This is a genomic window from Curtobacterium oceanosedimentum, from assembly GCF_040545555.1.
GTDB lineage: Bacteria > Actinomycetota > Actinomycetes > Actinomycetales > Microbacteriaceae > Curtobacterium.
The window spans coordinates 98,945-119,954 of record NZ_JBEPMD010000007.1 but is presented as its reverse complement, the minus strand read 5'-3'; the positions used below and the strand labels follow the sequence as shown (position 1 = coordinate 119,954).

The following is a 21,010-nucleotide window of genomic DNA, read 5'->3' as shown; positions in this document are numbered from 1 at the left end:
CGGCGACCGAGGGCGTCAGTCTTCGGTCTTGCGCTTGTTCGGGTCGGTCTCGTCGACACGCTCGCCGTAGACCGGCTCACCGTTGAGCTCGGCGACCGGCTTCGGCGCCACGGCGTCGTCCTCGGGCACCACGGTGGTCTCGACGTCGGATGCGTTGTCGTCGACGACGCGCGAGAGCGTCTGGCGGTGGACCGTGACGACCGTGCCCGGGGCGATCTCGACGTCAGCCGTGACCTTCTCGTCGTCCACCGAGAGCAGCGTGCCGTACAGGCCGAAGGACAGCATGACGCGGGCGCCCGGGACCATCTTCGTCTGCAGGTCCGCCTGCTGCTTCTTGCGCTTGCGGCTGCTGTAGAACATGAAGGCGGCGAACGCGACGATGATGACGATGAGGAAGAGTGATTGGTCCATGGGGGCGTTGCCTTCTCTGGTTGCTCGGATCCAGCCGGAGCGGTCGTTGCTCGGCTTCGGGCCGTAGCAGTCTAGGGCACGGGCGTGCCCGCGATCGGGCAGCCGCCTGAGTGTGTGCAGACGGGCCGGGGCACCCGGACGACGCCGCCCAGAATACCGTATACGAGATCAGTCGTCGAACAGCCCGGGCTGCCCGCCGACGCCCTCCCCCGGGGTGATGCCGAAGTGCCGCCAGGCCTGCGGCGTCGAGATGCGCCCCCGGGGTGTCCGGGTCACCAGTCCCACGCGGACCAGGAACGGCTCCACGACCGACTCGATGGTCTCGGACTCCTCGCCCACCGACACCGCGAGGGTGTTCAGCCCGACGGGGCCGCCGTCGAACCGCGTGAGCATCGTCTCGACCACGGCGCGGTCGAGCCGGTCGAGACCGAGCTCGTCGACGTCGTACAGGTCGAGCGCTCCCTGCACCGCGGCCATGCCGTCCGACGTGCGGTGCACGAGCGCGTAGTCGCGGACCCGGCGGAGCAGGCGGTTCGCGATGCGCGGGGTACCCCGGGACCGCCCGGCGATCTCGCGCAGGGCCGTCCGGTCGATCTGCAGGTCCAGCAGGTGTGCGGCGCGGATCAGCACCTGCTCGAGCTCGTCCTTCTCGTAGAACTCGAGGTGCGCCGTGAAGCCGAAGCGGTCGCGCAGCGGGTTCGGCAGCAGGCCGGCGCGGGTGGTCGCCCCGACCAGGGTGAACGGTGCGAGGTCGAGCGGGATGCTCGTCGCGCCCGCACCCTTGCCGACCATCACGTCGATCCGGAAGTCCTCCATCGCCAGGTAGAGCATCTCCTCCGCCGAGCGCGCCATGCGGTGGATCTCGTCGATGAAGAGGACCTCGCCCGGCACCAGGGAGGACAGCACCGCAGCCAGGTCACCGGCGTGCTGGATCGCGGGACCGCTCGACATCCGCAGGGGTCGGCCGGACTCGTGCGCGACGATCATCGCGAGGGTGGTCTTGCCGAGTCCGGGCGGACCGGCCATCAGGATGTGGTCGGGCGTGCGCTCCTGCAGCGCCGCGGCCCGGAGCAGCAGGTCGAGCTGCCCGCGGACCTTGCGCTGCCCGACGAACTCGTCGAGGGACTTCGGACGGAGCGCCCCCTCGAACGCCAGCTCTTCCTGCGACTCGGCGCCCGCCGAGGTGATCCCGCTCACCGACCGGCACCCGCGGGACGCAGCGTGCCGAGCGCGGCGCGGAGCAGGGCCTGCGTGCCCATCGCCGCGGCGCCCGGGTCGTTCGCCACCACGGCGTCGACGGCGGACTGTGCGGCGTCCTCACGCCAGCCGAGCCCGACGAGCGCCGACACGACGTCGACGGTGGCCGGGTGCGCGACCGCGCGCGCTCCGGCGGCGGCCGCGGGGGCCTGCTCGAAGGCGACGAGCTTGCCCGACAGCGCGACCGTGATGAGCTTCGCGGTCTTCGGCCCGATGCCGGAGACCTTGCGGAACGCCGCGTCGTCCTCGCTCGCGACGGCGTTCGCGACCTGTGCCGGGTCCATGTGGGCGAGGACCCCGAGCGCCGACTTCGGCCCGACGCCCGAGACGCTGCGGAGCAGGTCGAACACCTGGAGCGCATCGGTCGACTCGAACCCGAAGAGCAGGTGCTCGTCCTCGCGCACGATCATCGCCGTCCGCAGGAAGACCTCGGACCCGTGGCGCATCGTCAGGGCGTGCGCAGGGGTCACCGTGACGGCGTACCCCACTCCCCCGACCTCGACCACCACGGCCGATCCGGAGACGTCGATGCAGGTTCCCCGGAGGCTCGCGATCATGCCCACGAGCCTAGGGCCGCCCACCGACGGAGCCGGACCGCCGCGCGGCGGCGGCGGCACCGACACCGGCGCCCGGGCCCTTGCGCGATGCTGCGGCAGCGGCCCGCGCCAGCGGCGAGTCCGCGGTACCGGCCTGCGCGTCCCGCCAGGCACGCTGCGCGGGGGTGAGCGTCGACGGGCCGGGCCCGACGCGGTCGGGTGAGCCGAGCCTCCAGGCGTGGCAGACCGCCAGCGCGAGCGCGTCGGCGGCGTCGGCGGGCTTCGGCGCTTCGTCGAGGCCGAGCACCCGCGCGATCATGGTCTGCACCTGCCGCTTGTCGGCGTTGCCGTAGCCGGTGACGGCGGCCTTCACCTCGGACGGCGTGTGCAGTCCGACGGGCAGCCCGCGGGCGGCGGCGGCGTGCAGTGCCAGTCCCGCCGCCTGCGCGGTCCCCATTACCGTCCGGACGTTCGCCTGCGCGAAGACCCGTTCGACGGCCACCGCGTCGGGGCGGTGCTCGTCGATCTCGGCCGCGATGCCGTCGGCGATGCGCAGGAGCCGCTGCTCCAACGCCATGTCCGCCGGGGTGCGCACGACCGTCACGTGGACGAGTCGTGCGCGCCGGTTCGGAGCGACCTCGACCACGCCGACGCCGCACCGGGTGAGCCCGGGGTCGACCCCGAGCACACGGAGCACCGGACTAGTCCTCGTCCTCGTCGAGCTCGGCCTGGACGTCCGCGGGGATGTCGAAGTTCGCGTAGACGTTCTGCACGTCGTCGCTGTCCTCGAGCGCGTCGATCAGCTTGAAGACCTTGCGCGCCGTGTCGGCGTCGACGGGGACCTTCACGCCGGGCACGAACTCGGCGTCGGCGGAGTCGTAGTCGATCCCGGCGTCCTGCAGGGCAGTGCGCGCCGCGACGAGGTCGCTCGCCTCGGTGATGACCTCGAAGCCGCCGCCCTGGTCGATGACGTCCTCGACACCCGCGTCGAGCACGGCCGTCATGACGGTGTCCTCGTCGAGGCCGTCGGTCTTCGTCACCGAGATGACGCCCTTGCGCGAGAAGTTGTAGGCGACGCTGCCCGGGTCGGCCATGGTGCCGCCGTTGCGGGACATCGCCGTGCGGACCTCGGCCGCAGCACGGTTCTTGTTGTCCGTGAGGCACTCGACGAGCATCGCGACACCGTTCGGGCCGTAGCCCTCGTACATGATCGTCGTGTACTCGATCGACTCGCCGGTCAGACCGGCACCGCGCTTGATCGCGCGGTCGATGTTGTCGTTCGGCACCGAGGTCTTCTTCGCCTTCTGCACGGCGTCGACCAGCGTCGGGTTGCCCGACAGGTCCGCGCCGCCCATCTTCGCGGCGACCTCGATGTTCTTGATGAGCTTGGCGAACGACTTCGCACGGCGCTGGTCGATGACCGCCTTCTTGTGCTTGGTCGTTGCCCACTTGGAATGCCCGGACACGGTGCTCCTTGCGTCTAGCGGAAGATCCGCACCAGTCTACCGGCCGGGAGGCGCGGATCGCCGCCGCCCCGCGGGTCGCGTCCTCCGCGTGACCGGGTCAGGCGCTGCGGACGAGGTCGAGGAAGCGGCGGTGGAAGCGGTCCTCACCGGCGACCTCGGGGTGGAACGCACTGGCCAGGACGTTGCCCTGCTGCACCGCGACGACCTGCCCGTCGGCCAGGGCGCCGAGCACCTGGACGCCGGCCCCGTGCTCCTCGACCACGGGCGCGCGGATGAACACCGCGTGCACAGGGGCCTCGCCGAGCGCCGGCATCGGGATGTCGGTCTCGAAGGAGTCGTTCTGGTTGCCGAAGGCGTTCCGGCGCACGGTGGTGTCGAGCACGTCGAGGGTCTGCTGCCCCGGGATGCCCGCGGCGATCCGGGAGGACAGCATGATCATCCCGGCGCAGGTGCCGTACGCCGGCAGTCCGTCGCGGATCGCGGCGCCGAGCGGCTCCGCCACGCCGAACGTCCGGGACAGCTTGTCCATGACGCTCGATTCGCCGCCGGGGATCACCACGCCGTCGAGCGCGTCGATCTCCTCGGGCCGACGGAGCGGCACCACGTCGGCGCCGAGCTCCGTCAGCGAGGCGATGTGCTCACGGAAGTCGCCCTGCAGCGCGAGGACCCCGATGCGGGGTCGGGCGCTCACCAGCCGCGCTCGGCGAGGCGGTGCGGCGCGGGGACGTCGGCGACGTTGATGCCGACCATGGCCTCGCCCAGCCCGCGGGAGACCTCGGCGATGACCTTCGGGTCGTCGTGGAAGGTGACGGCCTTGACGATCGCCGCGGCACGCTTCGCCGGGTCGCCCGACTTGAAGATGCCGGAGCCGACGAACACGCCGTCCGCGCCCAGCTGCATCATCATCGCGGCGTCGGCCGGGGTCGCGACACCACCGGCGGTGAAGAGCACGACCGGGAGCTTGCCGGTCTGCGCGACCTCCTTGACGACGTCGAACGGCGCCTGGAGCTCCTTCGCGGCGACGTAGAGCTCGTCCTCCTTGAGGTGGCGCAGCGCCGCGATCTCCTTGGAGATGGTGCGGATGTGCTTCGTCGCCTCGGACACGTCACCCGTGCCGGCCTCGCCCTTGGAGCGGATCATCGCCGCGCCTTCGGTGATGCGACGGAGCGCCTCGCCCAGGTTGGTGGCACCGCAGACGAAGGGGGTGGTGAAGTTCCACTTGTCGATGTGGTTGACGTAGTCGGCGGGCGACAGCACCTCGGACTCGTCGATGTAGTCGACGCCGAGCTCCTGCAGGACCTGGGCCTCGACGAAGTGGCCGATGCGGGCCTTCGCCATGACCGGGATGGACACCGCGGCGATGATCTCCTCGATCATCGACGGGTCGGACATGCGGGCGACGCCGCCCTGCGCACGGATGTCGGCGGGGACGCGCTCGAGTGCCATGACGGCGGTCGCGCCGGCCTCTTCCGCGATGCGGGCCTGCTCGGCGTCGATGACGTCCATGATCACGCCGCCCTTGAGCATCTCGGCCAGGCCGCGCTTGACGCGGTCGGAGCCGGTGATCGAGGTGCCGTTGGTGTCCGAGGTGCTGGTGCTGTCGCTCATGATGCCGACAGTCTAGTCCGCGGCGGGCCAGCCTTCGGCGACGAGTCGGCGGGTGTCACCGAGCAACTGGGACATCGACTTCGTGCGGGCGATGATCGGGAAGAAGTTCGAGTCCGACGCCCACCGCGGCACGATGTGCTGGTGGAGGTGCGCGGCCACGCCGGCGCCGGCGATCTCGCCCTGGTTCATCCCGATGTTGAACCCGTCGCAGTGCGACACCTCGCGCAGCACCCGCATCGCGGTCTGCGTCAGCTCGGCCATCTCGCGGGTCTCGTCCGCGGTCGCCTCGTCGTACAGCGGGACGTGACGGTAGGGGCAGACGAGCAGGTGCCCGTTGTTGTACGGGAACAGGTTGAGCAGGACGTAGGCGTGCTCGCCGCGGGCGACGATCAGGGCGTCCTCGTCGCACTTCCGCGGGGCCTCGCAGAACGGGCAGTCGTCCTCGTCTCCTCGGCCCTTCCCGTCGCGGCCGGCGTCGATGTACGCCATCCGGTGCGGGTTCCACAGGCGCTGGAAGGCGTCGGGAACCGCGGCGCCGGTCGCGGCGTCGCGGATCACCAGTGGGTCGGGACCGACCACGTCGTCGACGTGACCGGTCCCGGGGACGTCCGGTGTGCCTCCCGGCTGTTCCTGGCCCATCAGACCTGCGTGCGGTCGCGGATCGCGGTGAGGATGCGGTCGACGGCCTCGTCGACGGGCACGCCGTTGTCCTGGCGACCGTCGCGGAAGCGGAACGAGACCGCACCGGCGTCGCGGTCGTCACCACCGGCGATGAGCTGGAACGGCACCTTCGCCTTGGTGTGCGTGCGGATCTTCTTCTGCATGCGGTCGTCCGAGTGGTCGACCTCGGCACGGACGCCGTGCGACCGGAGCTTCGCGACGACCTCGTCGAGGTAGTCGCCGTACTCGGCCGCCACCGGGATCGCGACGACCTGCACCGGGGACAGCCATGCCGGGAACGCGCCGGCGTAGTGCTCGGTGAGGACACCGAAGAACCGCTCGATGGAGCCGAACAGGGCGCGGTGGATCATCACCGGACGCTGGCGCGAGCCGTCCGGCGCGGTGTACTCGAGCTCGAAGCGCTCGGGCAGGTTGAAGTCGAGCTGCACGGTCGACATCTGCCACGTGCGGCCGATCGCGTCGCGGGCCTGCACCGAGATCTTCGGGCCGTAGAACGCAGCGCCTGCGGGGTCCGGGACGAGCTCGAGTCCCGACTCCTCGGCGACCTCGCGCAGGGTGTTCGTCGCGACCTCCCACACGTCGTCGTCGCCCACGTACTTCTCCGGGTCCTTCGTGGAGAGCTCGAGGTAGAAGTCGTCGAGGCCGTAGTCGCGGAGCAGCGAGAGCACGAACTGGAGCGTCGTCGTCAGCTCCTCCTTCATCTTCTCCTGCGTGGTGAAGATGTGGGCGTCGTCCTGGGTCATGCCGCGCACGCGGGTCAGGCCGTGGATCACGCCGGACTTCTCGTTGCGGTACACCGTGCCGAACTCGAACATCCGCAGCGGCAGGTCGCGGTAGGACCGGGCCTGCGAGCGGTACGCCAGGATGTGCATCGGGCAGTTCATCGGCTTGAGGTAGTAGTCCGCCCCCTGCCGGGTGACGTTGCCGTCCTCGTCGCGTGCCTCGTCCATGTGCATGGCCGGGAACATGCCGTCCTTGTACCAGCCGAGGTGGCCGGACTGCTCGAACAGGTCGCCCTTGGTGATGTGCGGCGTGTAGACGAAGGAGTAGCCCTCCTGCTCGTGCCGACGGCGCGAGTAGTCCTCCATCTCGCGGCGGATGATGCCGCCCTTCGGGTGGAAGATCGCCAGACCCGAACCGATCTCGTCCGGGAACGAGAACAGGTCGAGCTCGGCGCCGAGCTTGCGGTGGTCGCGCTTCGCCGCCTCTTCCAAGCGCAGCTGGTACGCCTTGAGCTGGTCCTTGTCCGGCCACGCGGTGCCGTAGATGCGCTGCAGCTGCGGGTTCTTCTCCGAGCCGCGCCAGTACGCCGCGGCGACGCGCATGAGCTTCGACGCGTTGCCGATCCAGCGGGTGTGCGGGACGTGCGGGCCGCGGCAGAGGTCCTGCCAGACGACCTCGCCCGTCTTCGGGTCGACGTTCTCGTAGACCGTCAGCTCGCCGGCACCGACCTCGACGCTCTCGCCGGAGTCGCCCTCGTCCGCTGCACCCTTGAGGCCGATGAGCTCCTGCTTGAAGGGCTCCCCCGCCATGCGCTCGCGCGCCTCGTCGTCGGTGACGACGACGCGACGGAAGCGCTGGGCCTGCCGGATGATCCGGTCCATGCCCTTCTCGATCGCCTTGAGGTCCTCGGGCGTGAAGGGCTCGGCGACGCCGAAGTCGTAGTAGAAGCCGTCCGTGACGGGCGGGCCGATGCCGAGCTCGGCGTCGGGGTTGATCTGCTGCACCGCCTGCGCCAGGACGTGGGCGGCGGAGTGACGGAGGATGTCGAGGCCGTCCTGCTCCTGCAGTGTCACGGCCTCGGCGGTCTCGCCGTCCTGCACGGTCGCGTCGAGGTCCTTGAGGACGCCGTCGACGCGGATGGCGACGACGCCGCGCTCCCCGTCGAACAGCTCGGTGCCCGTCGTGGCCGTCGTCGCGGTGCGGGGCTCGGGTGCCTGGGGCAGGTCTGCGGGCTCGGGTGCGACTGCGTCGGTCACGATCGTGGTGCTCCTCGGTTGGTTCAGGGGTGGGTCAAGACTAGTGCGCGGCCGGGCCGGTTCAGGCGGGGACGCGGCCGAGGGTGGTGACGGGCAGGCGGGGCTCGAGGCGCTCCCGGCCGGCGAGCCCGTCGAGCTCGAGCAGGGATGCGAACCCGATCGCCTCGTACCCGGCACGCTCGAGCAGGGTGATCGTCGCCGCCGCGGTGCCCCCGGTCGCGAGGACGTCGTCGACGACGAGCACGCGCGTGCCCTGCGGGAGCTGGCCCGGGCGCAGCTCGAGCTCGGCCTCGCCGTACTCGAGCGCGTACTGCTCGCTGAGGACCTCGCCGGGGAGCTTGCCGGCCTTCCGCACCGTCAGCACGCCGACCTGGTGCTGCGCCGCGATGCCGCCGGCCAGGGCGAAGCCGCGGGCCTCGATGCCGGCGACCGCCTGGAAGCCGCCGCCGATCGCGAAGGGCGCGGCGAGTGCCTCGCAGACACGACCGAAGGCCACGGGGTCGGAGAACACCGGCGTCACGTCGCGGAACAGGATGCCGGGCTTCGGGAAGTCCGGGACGATGGCGGTCAGGCGTTCGACGAGTGCAGCTGCGGTTTCGGTCACTGCACAACGGTACGCGACCGCGGGCACGGCACACGCCGACCGTCGGTGCCTGTCCCTCGTTCTGGAGATCGCCCCGCCGCCGCTCCGCGGGTTCTGATGGTCAGCGGCAGGTGGAACGGGACGTCCTGGGCGTCCCGGCAACGGACGGGAACGGGACGGGGACCATGCACTCGAGGATCAGGACACTGCTCACGCTGGCCGTCGCGGCGACGGCGGTGGCGAGCACCGTCGGTTCCCCCGCGGCTGCGACGGCTGCGTCCGCGGCACCGGTGCCGGTCGCCGCCCTGCACACCGCGACCCCGGCGCAGGTCTTCGCCGGCGGGTTGTTCGTGCAGCCGGACAGCCAGCCCGCGCAGGCAGCGGCGGCGCTCAGCGCGGCGGGGAGGACGACCGAGGCCGCTGCGGCCCGGACCATCGCGCAGCAGCCGATCGCGATCTGGCTCGGCGAGTGGTACACGGGCGACGCGCTGGACCGGGTGATCGCACGGAACCTCGCCGCTGCGGAGAAGGCCGGCACCACACCGGTGTTCGTGACCTACGCCGTCCCGAACCGCGACTGCGGTGGCTACTCGGCAGGTGGTCTCAGCCCGTCGCAGTACGCCGAGTGGAACCGCCGCATCGCCGCCGACCTCATGGGGCACCGGGCAGTGGTGGTCGTGGAGCCGGACTCGCTGGCGCACCTGAGCTCGTGCACCGCCGAACGCGCGCGCCGGCCGGCGATCATCGCTGCCGCCGTGCGCGACTTCGCCGCGGCGGGCGTGCCGACGTACCTGGACGGCGGGAACGAGAACTGGAACAGCGCGGAACTGCAGGCGACCTACCTGCGGGAGGCCGGTGTCGCCCAGGCCCGCGGCTTCTTCACGAACGTCGCGAACTTCTACGGCGTCGACGGCGAGCGGGCCTACGCGGAGCGACTCAGCACGATGACGGGCGGTGCACGGTACGTCGTCGACGTGTCGCGGAACGGCCGTGGATGGCTCGGGACCTGGTGCAACCCGACCGGGGCCGGACTCGGCGGGCGACCGCAGGTCGCAGCGGGCACGACCCGGCTCGACGCCCTGCTCTGGGTCAAGACGCCCGGGGCGAGCGACGGGACCTGCAACGGCGGACCGCGGGCGGGGACGTGGTTCCCGTCGTACGCGGTGGCACTGGTGGCCAACCGGAAGCGGTAGGCGCGGACGGGGACGTCGGCGTCGGCGTCGGCGTCGAACCAGGAACCCGACATCGAACCAGGCGACGGGCCTGGTTCGATGTCGTCCTCGTGGTTCGGAGGTGGTGCAGCGCTCGAGCGCAAGACCGAGCGCGCGTCAGCGCCACATGCGCATGCGGGCGCTCCGGACGAGCAGGTCGAGCTCGCGCTCGCGCCGCTCGCGGTCGAGCCGCTGCCGGGTCGCGGGGTCGACCGTGGGACGCACCCGGTGCGTCCGGCGACTCCAGATGATCAGCGACATGCCGATCCGGAGGGCGATGCGGTCGGCGAGCGTGACCCGGCGGCGCACCGCGCGGGTATCGGGGGGACGGACGTCGATGTCGTTCGACACGATGGTGCCTTTCATGGGTGCCCGAGGGCATGACGGTGAACCCGACTGCCGAGCGCACGAATGCGTCGGGAACGGGTCCGCAAGAACGCCCGGGGAATGCGGGCGAGAATGATCGCAGGGCGCGCAGGAATGCACGGCTGCATTGTCGGTGACCGGCTCGGGTCACCGCGTGGAGTCGTCGCGGGAGACGTCCGCCGCTCGCGGTCCGGCCCAGCGCAGCAGGGCTGTGCCGGAGCAACCGGTACGGCGTCACCGCGTGGTCACGTCAGTGCAGCGGTGCGGATGCCTCGGTCGATCGAGGAAGAACAGCTGGAGCGGGACGTCCCGCGTCAGTGCGAACGGAGCGGGGTGCCGCCGATCCCACGGATTCCACGGAACGGGTTCGTCGTGCAGATCATCATTGTCGGCCCCCTCTCGGTCTCGTACAGCCGGTGATGCTCGTGAACACTATCGGCGTCGGGAATGCGAGCGCAACCCCTTTCCCCAACATTCCTGGAATTGCATCTCCGAACACGATCGGCACCGCCGGACGCGGAACGGCCCCGGTGCCGCTCGGGTACCGGGGCCGTGCTCGGGGTCGGGTCGGACTAGACCGCTGCAGGGGCGGACGCGCGGGCCACGAGCCCGCCGTCCTCGACGTCGATCCGGACGGTGTCGCCCTCGCGCGCCTGCTCGTCCACCACGAGGGTCGCGATGCGGTCGTCGACCTCGCGCTGGATGAGTCGGCGGAGCGGTCGGGCGCCGTACTCCGGCTCGTAGCCGTGCTCGGCGAGCCACTCCGTCGCCGCGTCGGACACCGACAGGGTCATCCCCTGCGCGAGGAGCCGGAGCGCAGTGTCCTGCAGCAGCAGGTCGACGATCGACCGGAGCTGTTCCTGCGACAGCTTGCGGAAGAGCACGATCTCGTCGATGCGGTTGATGAACTCCGGGCGCATCGACTCGCGCAGCTTGCCCATCACCCGGGCGCGCAGGTCGTCCTCCGCGTACCCGCCGTCCGCCGATGCCGAGAACCCGAGCGCGCCGGAGCGCGACGCGAGGAACTCTGAACCGAGGTTCGACGTCATGATGACGACCGTGTTGCGGAAGTCGACCGTGCGCCCCTGCCCGTCGGTGAGGCGACCGTCGTCGAGCACCTGCAGCAGCAGGTTGAAGACGTCCGGGTGCGCCTTCTCGACCTCGTCGAGCAGCACGACGGAGTACGGGTTGCGACGGACGCGCTCGGTGAGCTGGCCGGCCTCGTCGTACCCGACGTACCCGGGAGGGGCACCGACCAGGCGCGAGACGGTGTGCCGCTCGCCGAACTCGCTCATGTCGAAGCGCAGCATCGCGGACTCGTCGCCGAACAGCGATCCGGCCAGGGCCTTGGCGAGCTCGGTCTTGCCGACGCCCGTCGGACCGAGGAACAGGAAGCTGCCGACCGGGCGGCGGGGGTCGCCCATGCCGGTCCGGCTGCGTCGGACGGCGGTCGCGATCGCGCGTACCGCGTCGTCCTGGCCGACGACGCGCTCGTGGAGTTCGTCCTCGAGCGTGGCGAGGCGCGAGCGGTCACCCTGGGACAGGCGGGTCGCCGGGATGCCGGTGGCGCGCGACACCACCTCGGCGACGTCCGCCTCGGTGATCACGCGGTCGGTGGACGACGGCCGGGAGGCGCTGCTCGCGTCCGCCTGCGAGGCGGCGGTGATCCGCGCCTCCAGTCCGTCGATCTCGTCACGCAGGCGCGACGCCTCCTCGTAGCGCTCCTCGGCCACCGCGCGGTCCTTGTCGGCCCGCAGCTCCGCGACCTGGTCGCGGAGCGCCTCGACGTCCGCGTCGCCCGACAGGGCGAGGCGTCGGCGGGCGCCGGCCTGGTCGATGAGGTCGATCGCCTTGTCCGGCAGGTGCCGGTCGGTGACGTAGCGGTGCGACAGCTCCACCGCAGCGCGCAGGGCGCCGTCGGTGTAGGTGACGTCGTGGTGCTCGGCGTACCGCGGGGCGAGGCCCGCGAGGATCGCCACGGCGTCCTCGACGCTCGGCTCCCCCACCGTGACCGGCTGGAAGCGCCGCTCGAGCGCCGCGTCCTTCTCGATGCGGCGGTACTCGCTGAGCGTCGTCGCACCGACGAGGTGCAGGTCACCGCGGGCGAGGCGGGGCTTGAGGATGTTGCCGGCATCCATCGACCCGCCCTCGCCGCCGCCGCCGGCACCGACGACGGTGTGGAGCTCGTCGACGAATACGATCAGCTCGTCGGCGTGCGCCGCGATCTCGTCCATCGCCGTCGTCAGGCGCTCCTCGAAGTCGCCGCGGTAGCGGGTGCCGGAGAGCATGCCCGCGAGGTCGAGGGCGACGACGCGCTTGCCCTGCAACAGGCTCGGTACGTCGCCGTCGGCGATGCGCTGCGCGAGCCCCTCGACGATCGCGGTCTTCCCGACGCCGGGCTCGCCGATGAGGACGGGGTTGTTCTTCGTGCGGCGGAGCAGGATCTCGACGGTCTGCTCGATCTCGTCCGCGCGGCCGACCACGGGGTCGATGCGGCCGTCACGGGCGCGCTCGGTGAGGTCGGTGCCGAACCGGTCGAGCGTCGGGGTGTCGCTCGTGGACTCGGCCGTGGTGTCGGTGGCTCCGGGCATCGGACGCCCCTCTCGTGCTGCTGCCGCTGCCTGCTGGGCGTGCTCCTGCAGGTGCTGCGGGGTGACGCCGGCGCTCGCGAGCAGCTGCCCGGCGACGGTGTCCTGGTCGGTGACGAGCGCGAAGAAGACGTGCTCGGGGTCGGTGTACGTGCTGCCGAAGGCCCGGGCGGCCTGCGTCGCCTCGAGCAGGATCCGCTGCGCCGTGCCGGTCAGTGCGGGCTGGCCGGTCCGCTCGCGACGAGGCTCGGACGGCACGGGGAGGCGCTGCTCGACCTCGGCGGCGAACTGCTCCGGGTCGACGCCGGCGCTGCGGACGACCGCGGCGAAGGGCTCGGTCCGCACGAGGACGTGCAGGACGTGCAGGGCGTCGATCTCGTGCTGGCCCTGTGCGACGGCGTACTCGGCGGTGCGCTGGAGCAGTTCGTGGGTGCGGCGGCTGAGGAGCCGCGTGATGTCGACCGGGCGTCCCAGCGGTACGGATCGCTGGGCGCCGGCCTGCTGGGCCGCGATGAGCCGGGCGAGGAACGCGTCGAACGCGTCGTCGCCACCGGTCGGACCGAAGGGTGCTGGCAACGGGACCTCCTGGGAACTTGAGTGCCTTCGACTCAATGCAACGCAGGAGGAGCGGCGCCATTCCCCACCGGTGGAGGAACCTGCGTCGGTTCGACTCAGGTCCGCGCGATCGGTGCCGTGGACGCCTCGGTGACCCGGACGAGGTCCTCGGGGGCGACCTCGATGTCGAACCCACGACGTCCACCCGAGACGAAGATGCTCGGGTGCTCGAGGGCCGACGCGTCGACGACCGTGCGCAGGCGGGTCTTCTGGCCGACCGGGCTGATGCCGCCGACCACGTACCCGGTCCGCTTCTCGGCGAGGGCCGGCTGCGCGAGCGTGGCCTTCTTCCCGCCGAGCGCCGCTGCGATCGCCTTGAGGTCGAGCCGGTCCGCGACGGGGACGACCGCCACCGCCAGCTGACCGTCGACGGCGACCACGAGGGTCTTGAAGACCTGGTCCTCGCGGAGCCCGAGCGCCGCCGCCGCCTCCTCGCCGAAGTTCGTCGCGGTCTCGTGGTGCTCGTACACGTGCGGCGTGAACGGGATCCCCGCCCGCTCGAGGGCGAGGGTCGCTGGGGTGCTCGGCGATCCTGCGGTCATGGCCCGATCCTGCCCGCCCGAGCCTGCCGGTCGACCGCGGCACGCGGGGGTTACGCTGAACGGACCATGACCGTCGTCGAACTCCTCCTGCGTGCCCTCGCGGTGCTGCAGACCGGCGACGCCGCACTGCTCGGTCCCGGCGGTTCCCCGGCTCCCCTGCTCGCCGTGGCCGCACTCGGGCTCGCGGCGGTCGCGGTCACCGTGCTCGTCGTCCGCCTGCTCGCGACCGTGCTCGGTGTCGATCCGGACGCCGGCCGTGCCGAGCGGACCGGCGCGGCGGTGGAGCGGCCGACGCGGATCGCGTGGAGCCACCCGGACGCCGACGGCCAGGTGCGGTCGCGAGCACCGGGAGTGCCGACACCGGCCTGACCGCCCGCGGGTGGTCGGGTCACGTCGTCGTCGACCCCTCCACCGAACGGAACGTCATGGACCTCTCCACCCTGCCCGTCGTCAGCACCCTGCTGCAGGCGGGCGCCGACCTGCTCACCTCCCTCACCGCCGCGCTCTCCCCCGTCGCCGGGAGCGCGGCCGCCGCGCTCGCGGTCGTCGCGCTCACCCTGGTCGTGCGCATCGTGCTCGTCCCGCTCTCCGTGCTGCAGGTGCGTGCCGAGCGGGACCGCCGACGCCTCGCGCCGCAGCTCGCCGCGCTCCGCCGTCGGTACGGGTCCGACACCCGCCGTCTGCAGGAGGCCGTGCAGCGCCTGTACACCTCGGAACGCGTCTCCCCGCTGGCCGGATGCCTGCCGGTGCTCGCGCAGGCGCCGGTCCTGTCGCTCGTGTACGCCCTGTTCACCCACGCCTCGATCGCCGGAGTCGCGAACACGCTGCTCGACGCGACACTGGTCGGGATCCCGCTCGGGCACACGCTGCTCGCCGTGGTCGCATCCCCGCTCTGGGGCCACGCCTGGGTGGTGCTCGTGCTGCTCGCCGTCCTCGCGGTGGCGGTCGAGGCGTCACGTCGAGCCGCGGCGCGCTGGAACCCCGTCGAGCGACCCTCGGGGCAGCCGGGGGCCGGAGCCTCCGCGGTGCTGGTCCGGTGGGCGCCCTTCGTGTCGGTGGTCTTCGCCGCGGTGGTGCCGCTCGCCGCCACGCTGTACGTCGTCACGAGCGCGGTCTGGGCGCTCGGGGAACGAGCGGTGCTGCGACGCCTGGTGCGCTGAGGCCGGTACAGCAGCCGAGGGGTCAGCCGCCCTGGCCCTCCTGCTGCGGGCCCTGGTCGACCGGGTCGTACTCGGTGCCGCGACCCTGCTCCTCGTCCGGGGTGGGGACGTGCCGCTCGGTGCCGGCGCCGCCCGGGCTCGTCGCCACGTAGTCGGCCTCACCGGACTGGGTGTCGTGGCTCAGCGGCTCCAGGGTCTCGGGGTCGGCGTCGTGTCGGGTGGCGTCGTGTCGGGTGCCGTCGTGCCCGGTTCCTGCGTCGGTCGTCATGCGACCCGTCTACCCCTCGGGGACTGGACAGCCCCCCCGCGCTGGGGCCGGACGCCGCGCCGTCCGGGTGGGAACATGAGCGTGTCCGGTGCGTCCGGACCGGGAGCGCGCATGGCCGACGAGGACGTCACGGCGGAACGGGCACGACTGGAGGCCCTCGCATGGGGTGCCGGGGTCGAGCCGGCGGTCGCTGCGCGCGCTCGACTCGCGCTCCGGGCACGTGACGGCGCCGAGCCGGTCGTGCAGGACACGCACGAGCCGCCGCCGCAGCAGCAGGAGCCGCCGGAGCCACCGCAGCAGGAGTCGCAGCAGACCACGCTGGCGTCGGGCACCGGAGCGGCAGGGCCGACCGGTGACGACCGACCGGCCACGGGAGCGGGCGCGGTCCGTGACGGGAGTGTGGCGGGCCTCCCGGCCGGGCCGGGCACGTGGCGGACGCGCGCGAGCGGGCTGCTCTGGACCGCGCGCCCCCGCGTCTGGATCGCGCTCGGCGCCGCGGTCGTCGTCGGCCTGGCGTTCGCGGCGGGCACGCTGGTCGGGACCTCCGACGGCGAGCGGGTCGCCGCGCCGAGCACGACACCGACACCCGGGGCGATCACGCTCGAGGAGCTCCTCGACATCCCGCAGACCTACGCGGACCAGCTGCCGGGACCGGTCGAGGCTCCGGTGAGCCTCCGGACGACGCGCCTGGTCTTCACGAACCGCGCACTGGACGGCAGCGCCTTCGAGACCCCGTGGAACGTGTGGGCGGGGGTCGGGACCGACCGCGAGACGATCTGCCTGGTGGCGACCGCGAACCGCCTCGAGTCGACCACGGCGTGCTACCCGCGGGAGGACGCCCTGCACGGGAACGTGTCGCTCTCCGCGCAGTCGGCGAGCGGGACGCTGACGATCACCCTGCGCGGTGGCGGGGTGCAGGGCACGGTGACGAACGAGAACTGACCGGGAATGCTCGTCCGAGCATCTCGTTGGAGCGCTACAAGAATCTTCGGCGGCCCCCTCGCGCGATCCGGATGCTCCGTGCAACACTGGATGAGCGCACTCGCCGTGGAGTCGTCACAACACCGGGTCGTCCGACCCGCACCACACCCACCGCGAGCGCGCACCGCGCACCGCCGTCACGACGGCCGGTCCGACGCGTGCTCCGGCGTTCCCCGGAGGAGGTCAGCAAGCGTGTCCACCAACACCACCACCTCGGCCGTGTCGACGAACACGCGGCCGATCACCGTCACCACCCAGTCGATCGTCGGCATCGCCGTGCTCGGGCTCGCCACCTTCTTCGCGATCACCACCGAGCTCATGCCGGTCGGGCTGCTCGGCACGATGAGCCGCGACCTCGGGGTCAGCGAGTCCACGATGGGCATCGTCGTCACCGTCTACGCGGCAGCCGTCGCGATCCTCGCCCTCCCGCTGACGTCACTGACGGCACGGCTCCCCCGCAAGGCGGTGCTGGTGTCGACCCTGGGGGGCTACGCGGTCTCGAACCTGCTGGTCGCCCTCGCGCCGAGCTTCGCCGTGGTCTGCGCAGGTCGGGTCGTCGGCGGTGTGGCGCACGCGCTCTTCTTCTCGGTGGCGTCCGCCTACGCGACGCGGATCGTCCCGCCGCGGCTCGCGGGTCGGGCGATCGCGTTCGTCTACTCCGGCAGCTCGCTCGGCTTCGTCCTCGGCGTTCCGCTCGCCACGTGGGTCGCGCAGACGATCGGGTGGCGTCCGGCCGTGGGATCCGTCGCGCTCGCCGCAGCCGCGCTCGCGCTGGTCGCGCTGGCGTTCCTGCCCGCGGTGGGCGGGACCGCCTCACCGCACGTCGGCTCGCCGCGTGCCTGGGCGCGCACGGGGCTGCTCTCCGTCATCGTCGCCGACCTGCTGCTCTTCGCCGGGCACTACGTCGTCTACACCTACATCGGGCCGTACGCGATCGACGCCGGACTCGACGCCGGCATGGTGAGCGGAGCGCTCCTCGTGCTCGGCGGGACCGGCATCGTCGGCCTCTGGCTCGCCGGCATGTTCGTCGACCGGGCACCGCGGCAGACCCTGGTCGCGGCGGTCGCGGTGATGGCTGCCGCCTTCGCCGTGCTGCCGTTCGTGCACGGGTCGCTGCTCGGCACGATGGTGGTCGCAGGCGTCTGGATGGCGGCGAACGGCACGACCGGCACGCTGTTCATGGCCGCGGCGATCCGCACGGGCGGCGTCTCCCCCGACATCGCCGGTGCCCTGGTGAACGGCGCGTCGAACATCGGCATCGCCGGCGGCGCCGCCGTGGGCGGTCAGGCGCTCGGAGCGGTCGGCCTGCAGTACCTGCCCTTCGCCGGGGCCGTCGTGCTGGTCGGCTCGCTCGGCGTCGTGCTCGCAGCGCGCCGTGGCTTCCCGGTGCACTCGCACACGCAGGAGCACCTGTCGACGACCTCGATCGAGGCGATCACGTCGTCGCTGGCCGTCGTCACGAGCTCGGTCCCCGTCGTCAGCCGCGCGATCGCGACCATCACCGGGTCCGTGGGCGTCGTCACGGGCTCCGTCTCGACCGCCACCGGGTCGGTGCGGTCCCGGCGGCGCCGCTGAGCCGGGAGCAGCGCTCCGTGCGTCACCCGTCGTCGGTCGCCGCGACCAGTCGATCGAGACAGGCCACCTGACCGGAGACGAGCAGCTCGCGGGCCTCGTCGACGGCCACCCACCGCGCGTCGTCCACCTCGGGGACCTCCACGAACCGTCCGGACCCACGCGGGAGCTCGACCTGCACGGTGTTGCTCCGCACCTCGTCGACCACGAAGCCGTCCGCCCGCAGGGCGAAGACCCGGACGCGCTTCCCGGAGGCCTGCCGGACCTCGCCGAGGTCGAGCACGGGGCCGTCCGGAGCGGGGACGCCGATCTCCTCGGCGAACTCGCGGCGTGCCGTGGCGAGGGGGTCCTCCCCGTCCTCGAGGAGCCCCTTCGGGATCGACCACGCGCGTGGACGACGACGCCAGAACGGCCCACCCATGTGCGCGACGAGGACCTCGAGTGACCCGTCGACCGGCGATCGACGGTGCAGCAGGAGCCCGGCGCTGGTGACCACCGGTCGAGCCTACGACCCGCCGTCGCGCAGCGGTCAGCCCGCGAGCGTCCGGAGCTCGGCCGCGAGCTGCCGGGTCAGCCATGCGACGCCGCGCCCGTTCGGGTGCAGGGCCCCGGGCTCCATGTCGATGCGGCTCAGGTCCCCGGCCCCGGAGAGCGAGACGCCGGCGACGTACGGGTCGTCGGTGGCGCAGGCCGAGTGCGCCTGCGTTGCGGCGAACACGTCGACGAACGGGACCCCCGCGGCCTCGGCGGCGGACGCCGAGACCTCGTTCAAGGACTCCTGGACGTCGTGCAGGTACCGGACGTCGCTGTTCGTGAACGGGTAGGTGTCCCGGGGGAACGACCCCACCAGCGACCCGAGGTCGAGCGCCGATCGGAAGCAGCCCCCCGCCGGCGTGTGCGCGGCGTCCGGGAAGATCGCCGGGTACCCCAGGAAGACCACGACAGCGTTCGGAGCGGCCTGTCGGATCGCGGCCAGCGTGTCGGCGATCCCGAGTGCGACCCGCGAGCGGATCCGCACGTCGAGGTCGTCCACGCCGTCGTGCACCAGCGTGCTGCGGCACGACGGTGCATCACGGCCGGAGAACACCGGCCCGCGGGACGACAGCGCGAGGCAGGACGCGGCGGTGCCGAACAGGTCGGCGTCGTTGCCGCCGATCGTCAGCGTGACGAGCCGGGTGTCCTCGGACAGCGCGCTGACCTGGGGCGGCACGCCGCGGAACTGGTGACCGGACACCACGTCACGGCTGGTGGCGCCGGCGCACGTGACGTCGGTTAGGTCGAAGCCGAAGCGCGCTGCGAGCCGGTGCGGGTAGTCACGCGCGGACTGGCCGCAGGCGCTGGTCGGCAGGCGCGTGGGATCGGACAGGCCGTAGCCGGCCGAGTACGAGTCACCGAGGGCGACGTACTCGCTGCCGGGTGGCAGGTCGGACAGCGTCTCGTCGGGGTCGTCCGTGACCGGGTAGGGCGCGGGCACCGGCCACATCGGCGCCGCGACGGCACGCTCGCCAGGCACCCCCACGAACGAGCCCACGCCGGCGATCGGGCTCCACGGCGCGACGACGGTCGCGGCGAGGACGGCGAGCACGGCGGCGACGGCGGTGAGCCGCTTCGGGCGGGCAGTGCGGTGCAGGGGGTCCTCCGGGTGGACACGGCGACGGGACGGGCAAGGTTACCTGCCCGTCCCGAGCGGCGGTGTCAGCGTCGGCCCAGGCGCCGTTCGCCGTTGCTGCCGGTCTGGTACCGCAGCCCGTAGTGCTCGTACAGCACCGGCTCGGTCGAGGCCTCGAGCTCGCCGTCGGTGGGGATCGACGGCGCGTCCTTGACGAGCTTCTTCGAGAAGGTCACGAGCAGGTGCTTCGGCGCCACCGTCGCACCGACGAGCGGGACGAAGAGCAGCTTCTGGAACCCGGGCAGCCCGGTCGTGACGGCGCCGAAGGCGGGCTCGGACGTCGCGGTGTCGTAGTAGATGCTCTCGAGCGTGCCGATCTTGTCGTCGGTCTCGTCGACGACGGGCAGGCCGATCCAGTCACGGATGTTGGCGGCTTCGAACACGGGGCGCTCCCTTCGAGCAGGACAGGTACGCCTCGACGCTACCGACGAGCACTCGGCGGGTTCACGGCGAAGCGGTCGGAGCGGCCGGCGCGGCAGCGGCAGCGGCAGCGGCAGCGGCAGCGGCAGCATCGACCGGCAGCGAGTCGACCGCCGCGAGCACGTCGTCGACCCCGACCGCCAGGAGCGCCGGGTCCGGGTCCTCGGCGAACACGTCACCGCGCCGGACGGACGCGTCCGTGAGCACCACGTGCGGACCGGAGGCGGGCGGACCCCACGACTCGGGCGGTGCCGGACCGAAGACCACGACGGACGGGATCCCGTAGGCGGAGGCGAGGTGGGCCGCCCCGGTGTCGACCGTCACGACGAGCGCGGCCGAGGCGATGACGCCCGCGAACGCCTGCAGCTCCAGCGCACCGGCGAGGACCGCCTCCGGCGGCAGGCCGGCCGTCCGTGCGACGGTGGCGGCGCGCTCGACGTCGTCCGCGCCTCCCGTCAGCACCACGTCGAGACCGCGGTCCCGCAGCCCGCGCACCACGTCCGCGAACCGGTCGGTCGGCCAGTGCCGCGCACCGTGGAAGGCACCGATGTGCACGACGGCGGCACCGGGCGCGACGGACGGCGCGACGGGCCGTGCGATGGCGACCTCGTCCGGGTCGGCGGGGATGCCGTGCCAGGTCATCAGGTCCGCCCAGCGCTCCCGCTCGTGGACGTCGTCGGGCCACTCCGGGCCCTCGTAGCCGTGCGTCGGGTCGGCGTGGCCGATCACCCGTCGGGCACCGAGCGCGGCGACGAGGTCGGACGACTCCGGCCCGGCGCCGTGCAGGTTGACCACGACGTCGACCGCGCCGGCGGGGGCGGCGATCGGGTGGTCGAGGCCGTGCTGCGCGAGGTGCACGTTGACCGGCAGCAGCTCGACGACCGGGGCGAGCCACGCGGTCGTCGCCAGGGTGATCCGGTGACCGGGGAACGCCCGGCGGAGTGCGTGCAGGGCGGGGACGGCGACGAGCGCGTCGCCGAGCTTGATGGCGCGCAGGACGAGCAGGTCCGGGCGTCCGTCGGACGGGGGCAGGGCGGGGACGGCGGTCACGGTCCGACGGTATCCGGCCACGCCTGGGCCGGTTCCCGGCCGGCGGA

General features: G+C 72.4%; 23 protein-coding genes. 5 read left to right on the top strand and 18 right to left on the bottom strand.

What is annotated here, in order from left to right; translation table 11 throughout:
- Nucleotides 1–15: 15 nt before the first annotated feature.
- The 10 genes from ABIC52_RS09610 to ABIC52_RS09565 all read right to left on the bottom strand — a co-directional run bounded on the left by ABIC52_RS09610 (nucleotide 16) and on the right by ABIC52_RS09565 (nucleotide 8,542).
- The gene (locus ABIC52_RS09610; RefSeq protein WP_126890121.1) at nucleotides 16–411 is read right to left on the bottom strand and encodes a preprotein translocase subunit YajC; all 396 of its coding nucleotides are present in this window, start codon (nucleotides 409–411) and stop codon (nucleotides 16–18) included.
- 168 nt (nucleotides 412–579) lie between these two features.
- On the bottom strand, nucleotides 580–1,608 hold the full coding sequence (ruvB, locus tag ABIC52_RS09605) for a Holliday junction branch migration DNA helicase RuvB (RefSeq protein ID WP_354027193.1): 1,029 nt from the start codon (nucleotides 1,606–1,608) through the stop codon (nucleotides 580–582).
- Nucleotides 1,605–2,225 carry a Holliday junction branch migration protein RuvA gene (ruvA, locus tag ABIC52_RS09600; protein ID WP_209823637.1) on the bottom strand — a complete coding sequence of 207 codons (621 nt, stop codon included), beginning with the start codon at nucleotides 2,223–2,225 and terminating at the stop codon, nucleotides 1,605–1,607. The genes ruvB and ruvA overlap by 4 nt, the downstream gene beginning before the upstream one ends.
- A gap of 10 nt (nucleotides 2,226–2,235) precedes the next feature.
- Nucleotides 2,236–2,901, bottom strand: a complete 666-nt coding sequence (gene ruvC, locus ABIC52_RS09595) for a crossover junction endodeoxyribonuclease RuvC (protein ID WP_354027192.1) — start codon at nucleotides 2,899–2,901, stop codon at nucleotides 2,236–2,238.
- A gap of 4 nt (nucleotides 2,902–2,905) precedes the next feature.
- A complete protein-coding gene (locus tag ABIC52_RS09590) occupies nucleotides 2,906–3,670 on the bottom strand; it encodes a YebC/PmpR family DNA-binding transcriptional regulator (RefSeq protein WP_126891608.1) in 765 nt (254 codons plus the stop codon).
- Nucleotides 3,671–3,767: 97 nt separating this feature from the next.
- Nucleotides 3,768–4,361, bottom strand: a complete 594-nt coding sequence (gene pdxT, locus ABIC52_RS09585) for a pyridoxal 5'-phosphate synthase glutaminase subunit PdxT (RefSeq protein WP_126891607.1) — start codon at nucleotides 4,359–4,361, stop codon at nucleotides 3,768–3,770.
- Nucleotides 4,358–5,278, bottom strand: coding sequence for a pyridoxal 5'-phosphate synthase lyase subunit PdxS (gene pdxS / locus ABIC52_RS09580; RefSeq protein WP_126891606.1), 921 nt, complete (start codon nucleotides 5,276–5,278; stop codon nucleotides 4,358–4,360). Before pdxS ends, pdxT begins: the two co-directional genes overlap by 4 nt.
- A 12-nt stretch (nucleotides 5,279–5,290) precedes the next feature.
- Entirely contained in the window at nucleotides 5,291–5,917 is a 627-nt protein-coding gene (locus ABIC52_RS09575; protein ID WP_126891605.1) for an HIT family protein, read from the bottom strand.
- Nucleotides 5,917–7,905 carry a threonine--tRNA ligase gene (gene thrS / locus ABIC52_RS09570; protein ID WP_126891611.1) on the bottom strand — a complete coding sequence of 663 codons (1,989 nt, stop codon included), beginning with the start codon at nucleotides 7,903–7,905 and terminating at the stop codon, nucleotides 5,917–5,919. The genes ABIC52_RS09575 and thrS overlap by 1 nt, the downstream gene beginning before the upstream one ends.
- A gap of 94 nt (nucleotides 7,906–7,999) precedes the next feature.
- A complete protein-coding gene (locus ABIC52_RS09565) occupies nucleotides 8,000–8,542 on the bottom strand; it encodes an adenine phosphoribosyltransferase (RefSeq protein ID WP_126891604.1) in 543 nt (180 codons plus the stop codon).
- Nucleotides 8,543–8,706: 164 nt separating this feature from the next.
- On the opposite strand from ABIC52_RS09565, the gene ABIC52_RS09560 reads away from it, so the two are divergent.
- On the top strand, nucleotides 8,707–9,714 hold the full coding sequence (locus ABIC52_RS09560) for a glycoside hydrolase family 6 protein (RefSeq protein WP_354027191.1): 1,008 nt from the start codon (nucleotides 8,707–8,709) through the stop codon (nucleotides 9,712–9,714).
- 135 nt (nucleotides 9,715–9,849) lie between these two features.
- Here the strand turns inward: ABIC52_RS09560 and ABIC52_RS09555 are convergent, their stop codons facing one another.
- The 3 genes from ABIC52_RS09555 to ybaK all read right to left on the bottom strand — a co-directional run bounded on the left by ABIC52_RS09555 (nucleotide 9,850) and on the right by ybaK (nucleotide 13,843).
- The gene (locus ABIC52_RS09555) at nucleotides 9,850–10,098 is read right to left on the bottom strand and encodes a hypothetical protein (RefSeq protein ID WP_354027190.1); all 249 of its coding nucleotides are present in this window, start codon (nucleotides 10,096–10,098) and stop codon (nucleotides 9,850–9,852) included.
- A gap of 572 nt (nucleotides 10,099–10,670) precedes the next feature.
- Entirely contained in the window at nucleotides 10,671–13,262 is a 2,592-nt protein-coding gene (locus tag ABIC52_RS09550) for an ATP-dependent Clp protease ATP-binding subunit (RefSeq protein ID WP_354027189.1), read from the bottom strand.
- A gap of 95 nt (nucleotides 13,263–13,357) precedes the next feature.
- On the bottom strand, nucleotides 13,358–13,843 hold the full coding sequence (gene ybaK / locus ABIC52_RS09545) for a Cys-tRNA(Pro) deacylase (RefSeq protein ID WP_126891600.1): 486 nt from the start codon (nucleotides 13,841–13,843) through the stop codon (nucleotides 13,358–13,360).
- 66 nt (nucleotides 13,844–13,909) lie between these two features.
- Here ybaK and ABIC52_RS09540 point away from each other — a divergent pair, with 66 nt between their 5' ends.
- Both ABIC52_RS09540 and yidC read left to right on the top strand, forming a co-directional pair.
- Nucleotides 13,910–14,212, top strand: a complete 303-nt coding sequence (locus tag ABIC52_RS09540) for a hypothetical protein (protein WP_209677102.1) — start codon at nucleotides 13,910–13,912, stop codon at nucleotides 14,210–14,212.
- Between the two features lie 56 nt (nucleotides 14,213–14,268).
- Nucleotides 14,269–15,003, top strand: a complete 735-nt coding sequence (yidC, locus tag ABIC52_RS09535; RefSeq protein WP_126891598.1) for a membrane protein insertase YidC — start codon at nucleotides 14,269–14,271, stop codon at nucleotides 15,001–15,003.
- Nucleotides 15,004–15,025: 22 nt separating this feature from the next.
- On the opposite strand, the gene ABIC52_RS09530 is transcribed toward yidC, so the two are convergent.
- Nucleotides 15,026–15,271, bottom strand: a complete 246-nt coding sequence (locus ABIC52_RS09530) for a hypothetical protein (RefSeq protein WP_209677100.1) — start codon at nucleotides 15,269–15,271, stop codon at nucleotides 15,026–15,028.
- Nucleotides 15,272–15,346: 75 nt separating this feature from the next.
- On the opposite strand from ABIC52_RS09530, the gene ABIC52_RS09525 reads away from it, so the two are divergent.
- Both ABIC52_RS09525 and ABIC52_RS09520 read left to right on the top strand, forming a co-directional pair.
- On the top strand, nucleotides 15,347–16,213 hold the full coding sequence (locus tag ABIC52_RS09525) for a hypothetical protein (RefSeq protein WP_126891596.1): 867 nt from the start codon (nucleotides 15,347–15,349) through the stop codon (nucleotides 16,211–16,213).
- Between the two features lie 231 nt (nucleotides 16,214–16,444).
- Entirely contained in the window at nucleotides 16,445–17,827 is a 1,383-nt protein-coding gene (locus ABIC52_RS09520; RefSeq protein WP_161972635.1) for an MFS transporter, read from the top strand.
- Nucleotides 17,828–17,849: 22 nt separating this feature from the next.
- Here ABIC52_RS09520 and ABIC52_RS09515 read toward each other — a convergent pair whose 3' ends face one another.
- The 4 genes from ABIC52_RS09515 to ABIC52_RS09500 form a co-directional block, all read right to left on the bottom strand.
- On the bottom strand, nucleotides 17,850–18,320 hold the full coding sequence (locus ABIC52_RS09515) for an NUDIX hydrolase (RefSeq protein ID WP_126891594.1): 471 nt from the start codon (nucleotides 18,318–18,320) through the stop codon (nucleotides 17,850–17,852).
- A 33-nt stretch (nucleotides 18,321–18,353) separates the two neighbouring features.
- Entirely contained in the window at nucleotides 18,354–19,409 is a 1,056-nt protein-coding gene (locus ABIC52_RS09510) for an SGNH/GDSL hydrolase family protein (protein ID WP_354027188.1), read from the bottom strand.
- Nucleotides 19,410–19,519: 110 nt separating this feature from the next.
- Nucleotides 19,520–19,876, bottom strand: a complete 357-nt coding sequence (locus ABIC52_RS09505) for a PRC-barrel domain-containing protein (protein WP_354027187.1) — start codon at nucleotides 19,874–19,876, stop codon at nucleotides 19,520–19,522.
- 61 nt (nucleotides 19,877–19,937) lie between these two features.
- Complete coding sequence (locus ABIC52_RS09500) at nucleotides 19,938–20,963, bottom strand: glycosyltransferase family 9 protein (protein ID WP_354027186.1); 1,026 nt, start codon at nucleotides 20,961–20,963, stop codon at nucleotides 19,938–19,940.
- Nucleotides 20,964–21,010: the final 47 nt, after the last annotated feature.

Coding starts and splice junctions, on each gene's coding strand:
- pdxS (WP_126891606.1), bottom strand. CDS start 5,278: ATGAGCGACAGCACCAGCACCTCGGACACCAACGGCACCTCGATCACC.
- ABIC52_RS09555 (WP_354027190.1), bottom strand. CDS start 10,098: ATGAAAGGCACCATCGTGTCGAACGACATCGACGTCCGTCCCCCCGAT.
- ABIC52_RS09575 (WP_126891605.1), bottom strand. CDS start 5,917: ATGGGCCAGGAACAGCCGGGAGGCACACCGGACGTCCCCGGGACCGGT.
- ABIC52_RS09530 (WP_209677100.1), bottom strand. CDS start 15,271: ATGACGACCGACGCAGGAACCGGGCACGACGGCACCCGACACGACGCC.
- ruvA (WP_209823637.1), bottom strand. CDS start 2,225: ATGATCGCGAGCCTCCGGGGAACCTGCATCGACGTCTCCGGATCGGCC.
- ABIC52_RS09540 (WP_209677102.1), top strand. CDS start 13,910: ATGACCGTCGTCGAACTCCTCCTGCGTGCCCTCGCGGTGCTGCAGACC.
- yidC (WP_126891598.1), top strand. CDS start 14,269: ATGGACCTCTCCACCCTGCCCGTCGTCAGCACCCTGCTGCAGGCGGGC.
- ABIC52_RS09525 (WP_126891596.1), top strand. CDS start 15,347: ATGAGCGTGTCCGGTGCGTCCGGACCGGGAGCGCGCATGGCCGACGAG.
- ABIC52_RS09560 (WP_354027191.1), top strand. CDS start 8,707: ATGCACTCGAGGATCAGGACACTGCTCACGCTGGCCGTCGCGGCGACG.
- ABIC52_RS09610 (WP_126890121.1), bottom strand. CDS start 411: ATGGACCAATCACTCTTCCTCATCGTCATCATCGTCGCGTTCGCCGCC.
- ybaK (WP_126891600.1), bottom strand. CDS start 13,843: ATGACCGCAGGATCGCCGAGCACCCCAGCGACCCTCGCCCTCGAGCGG.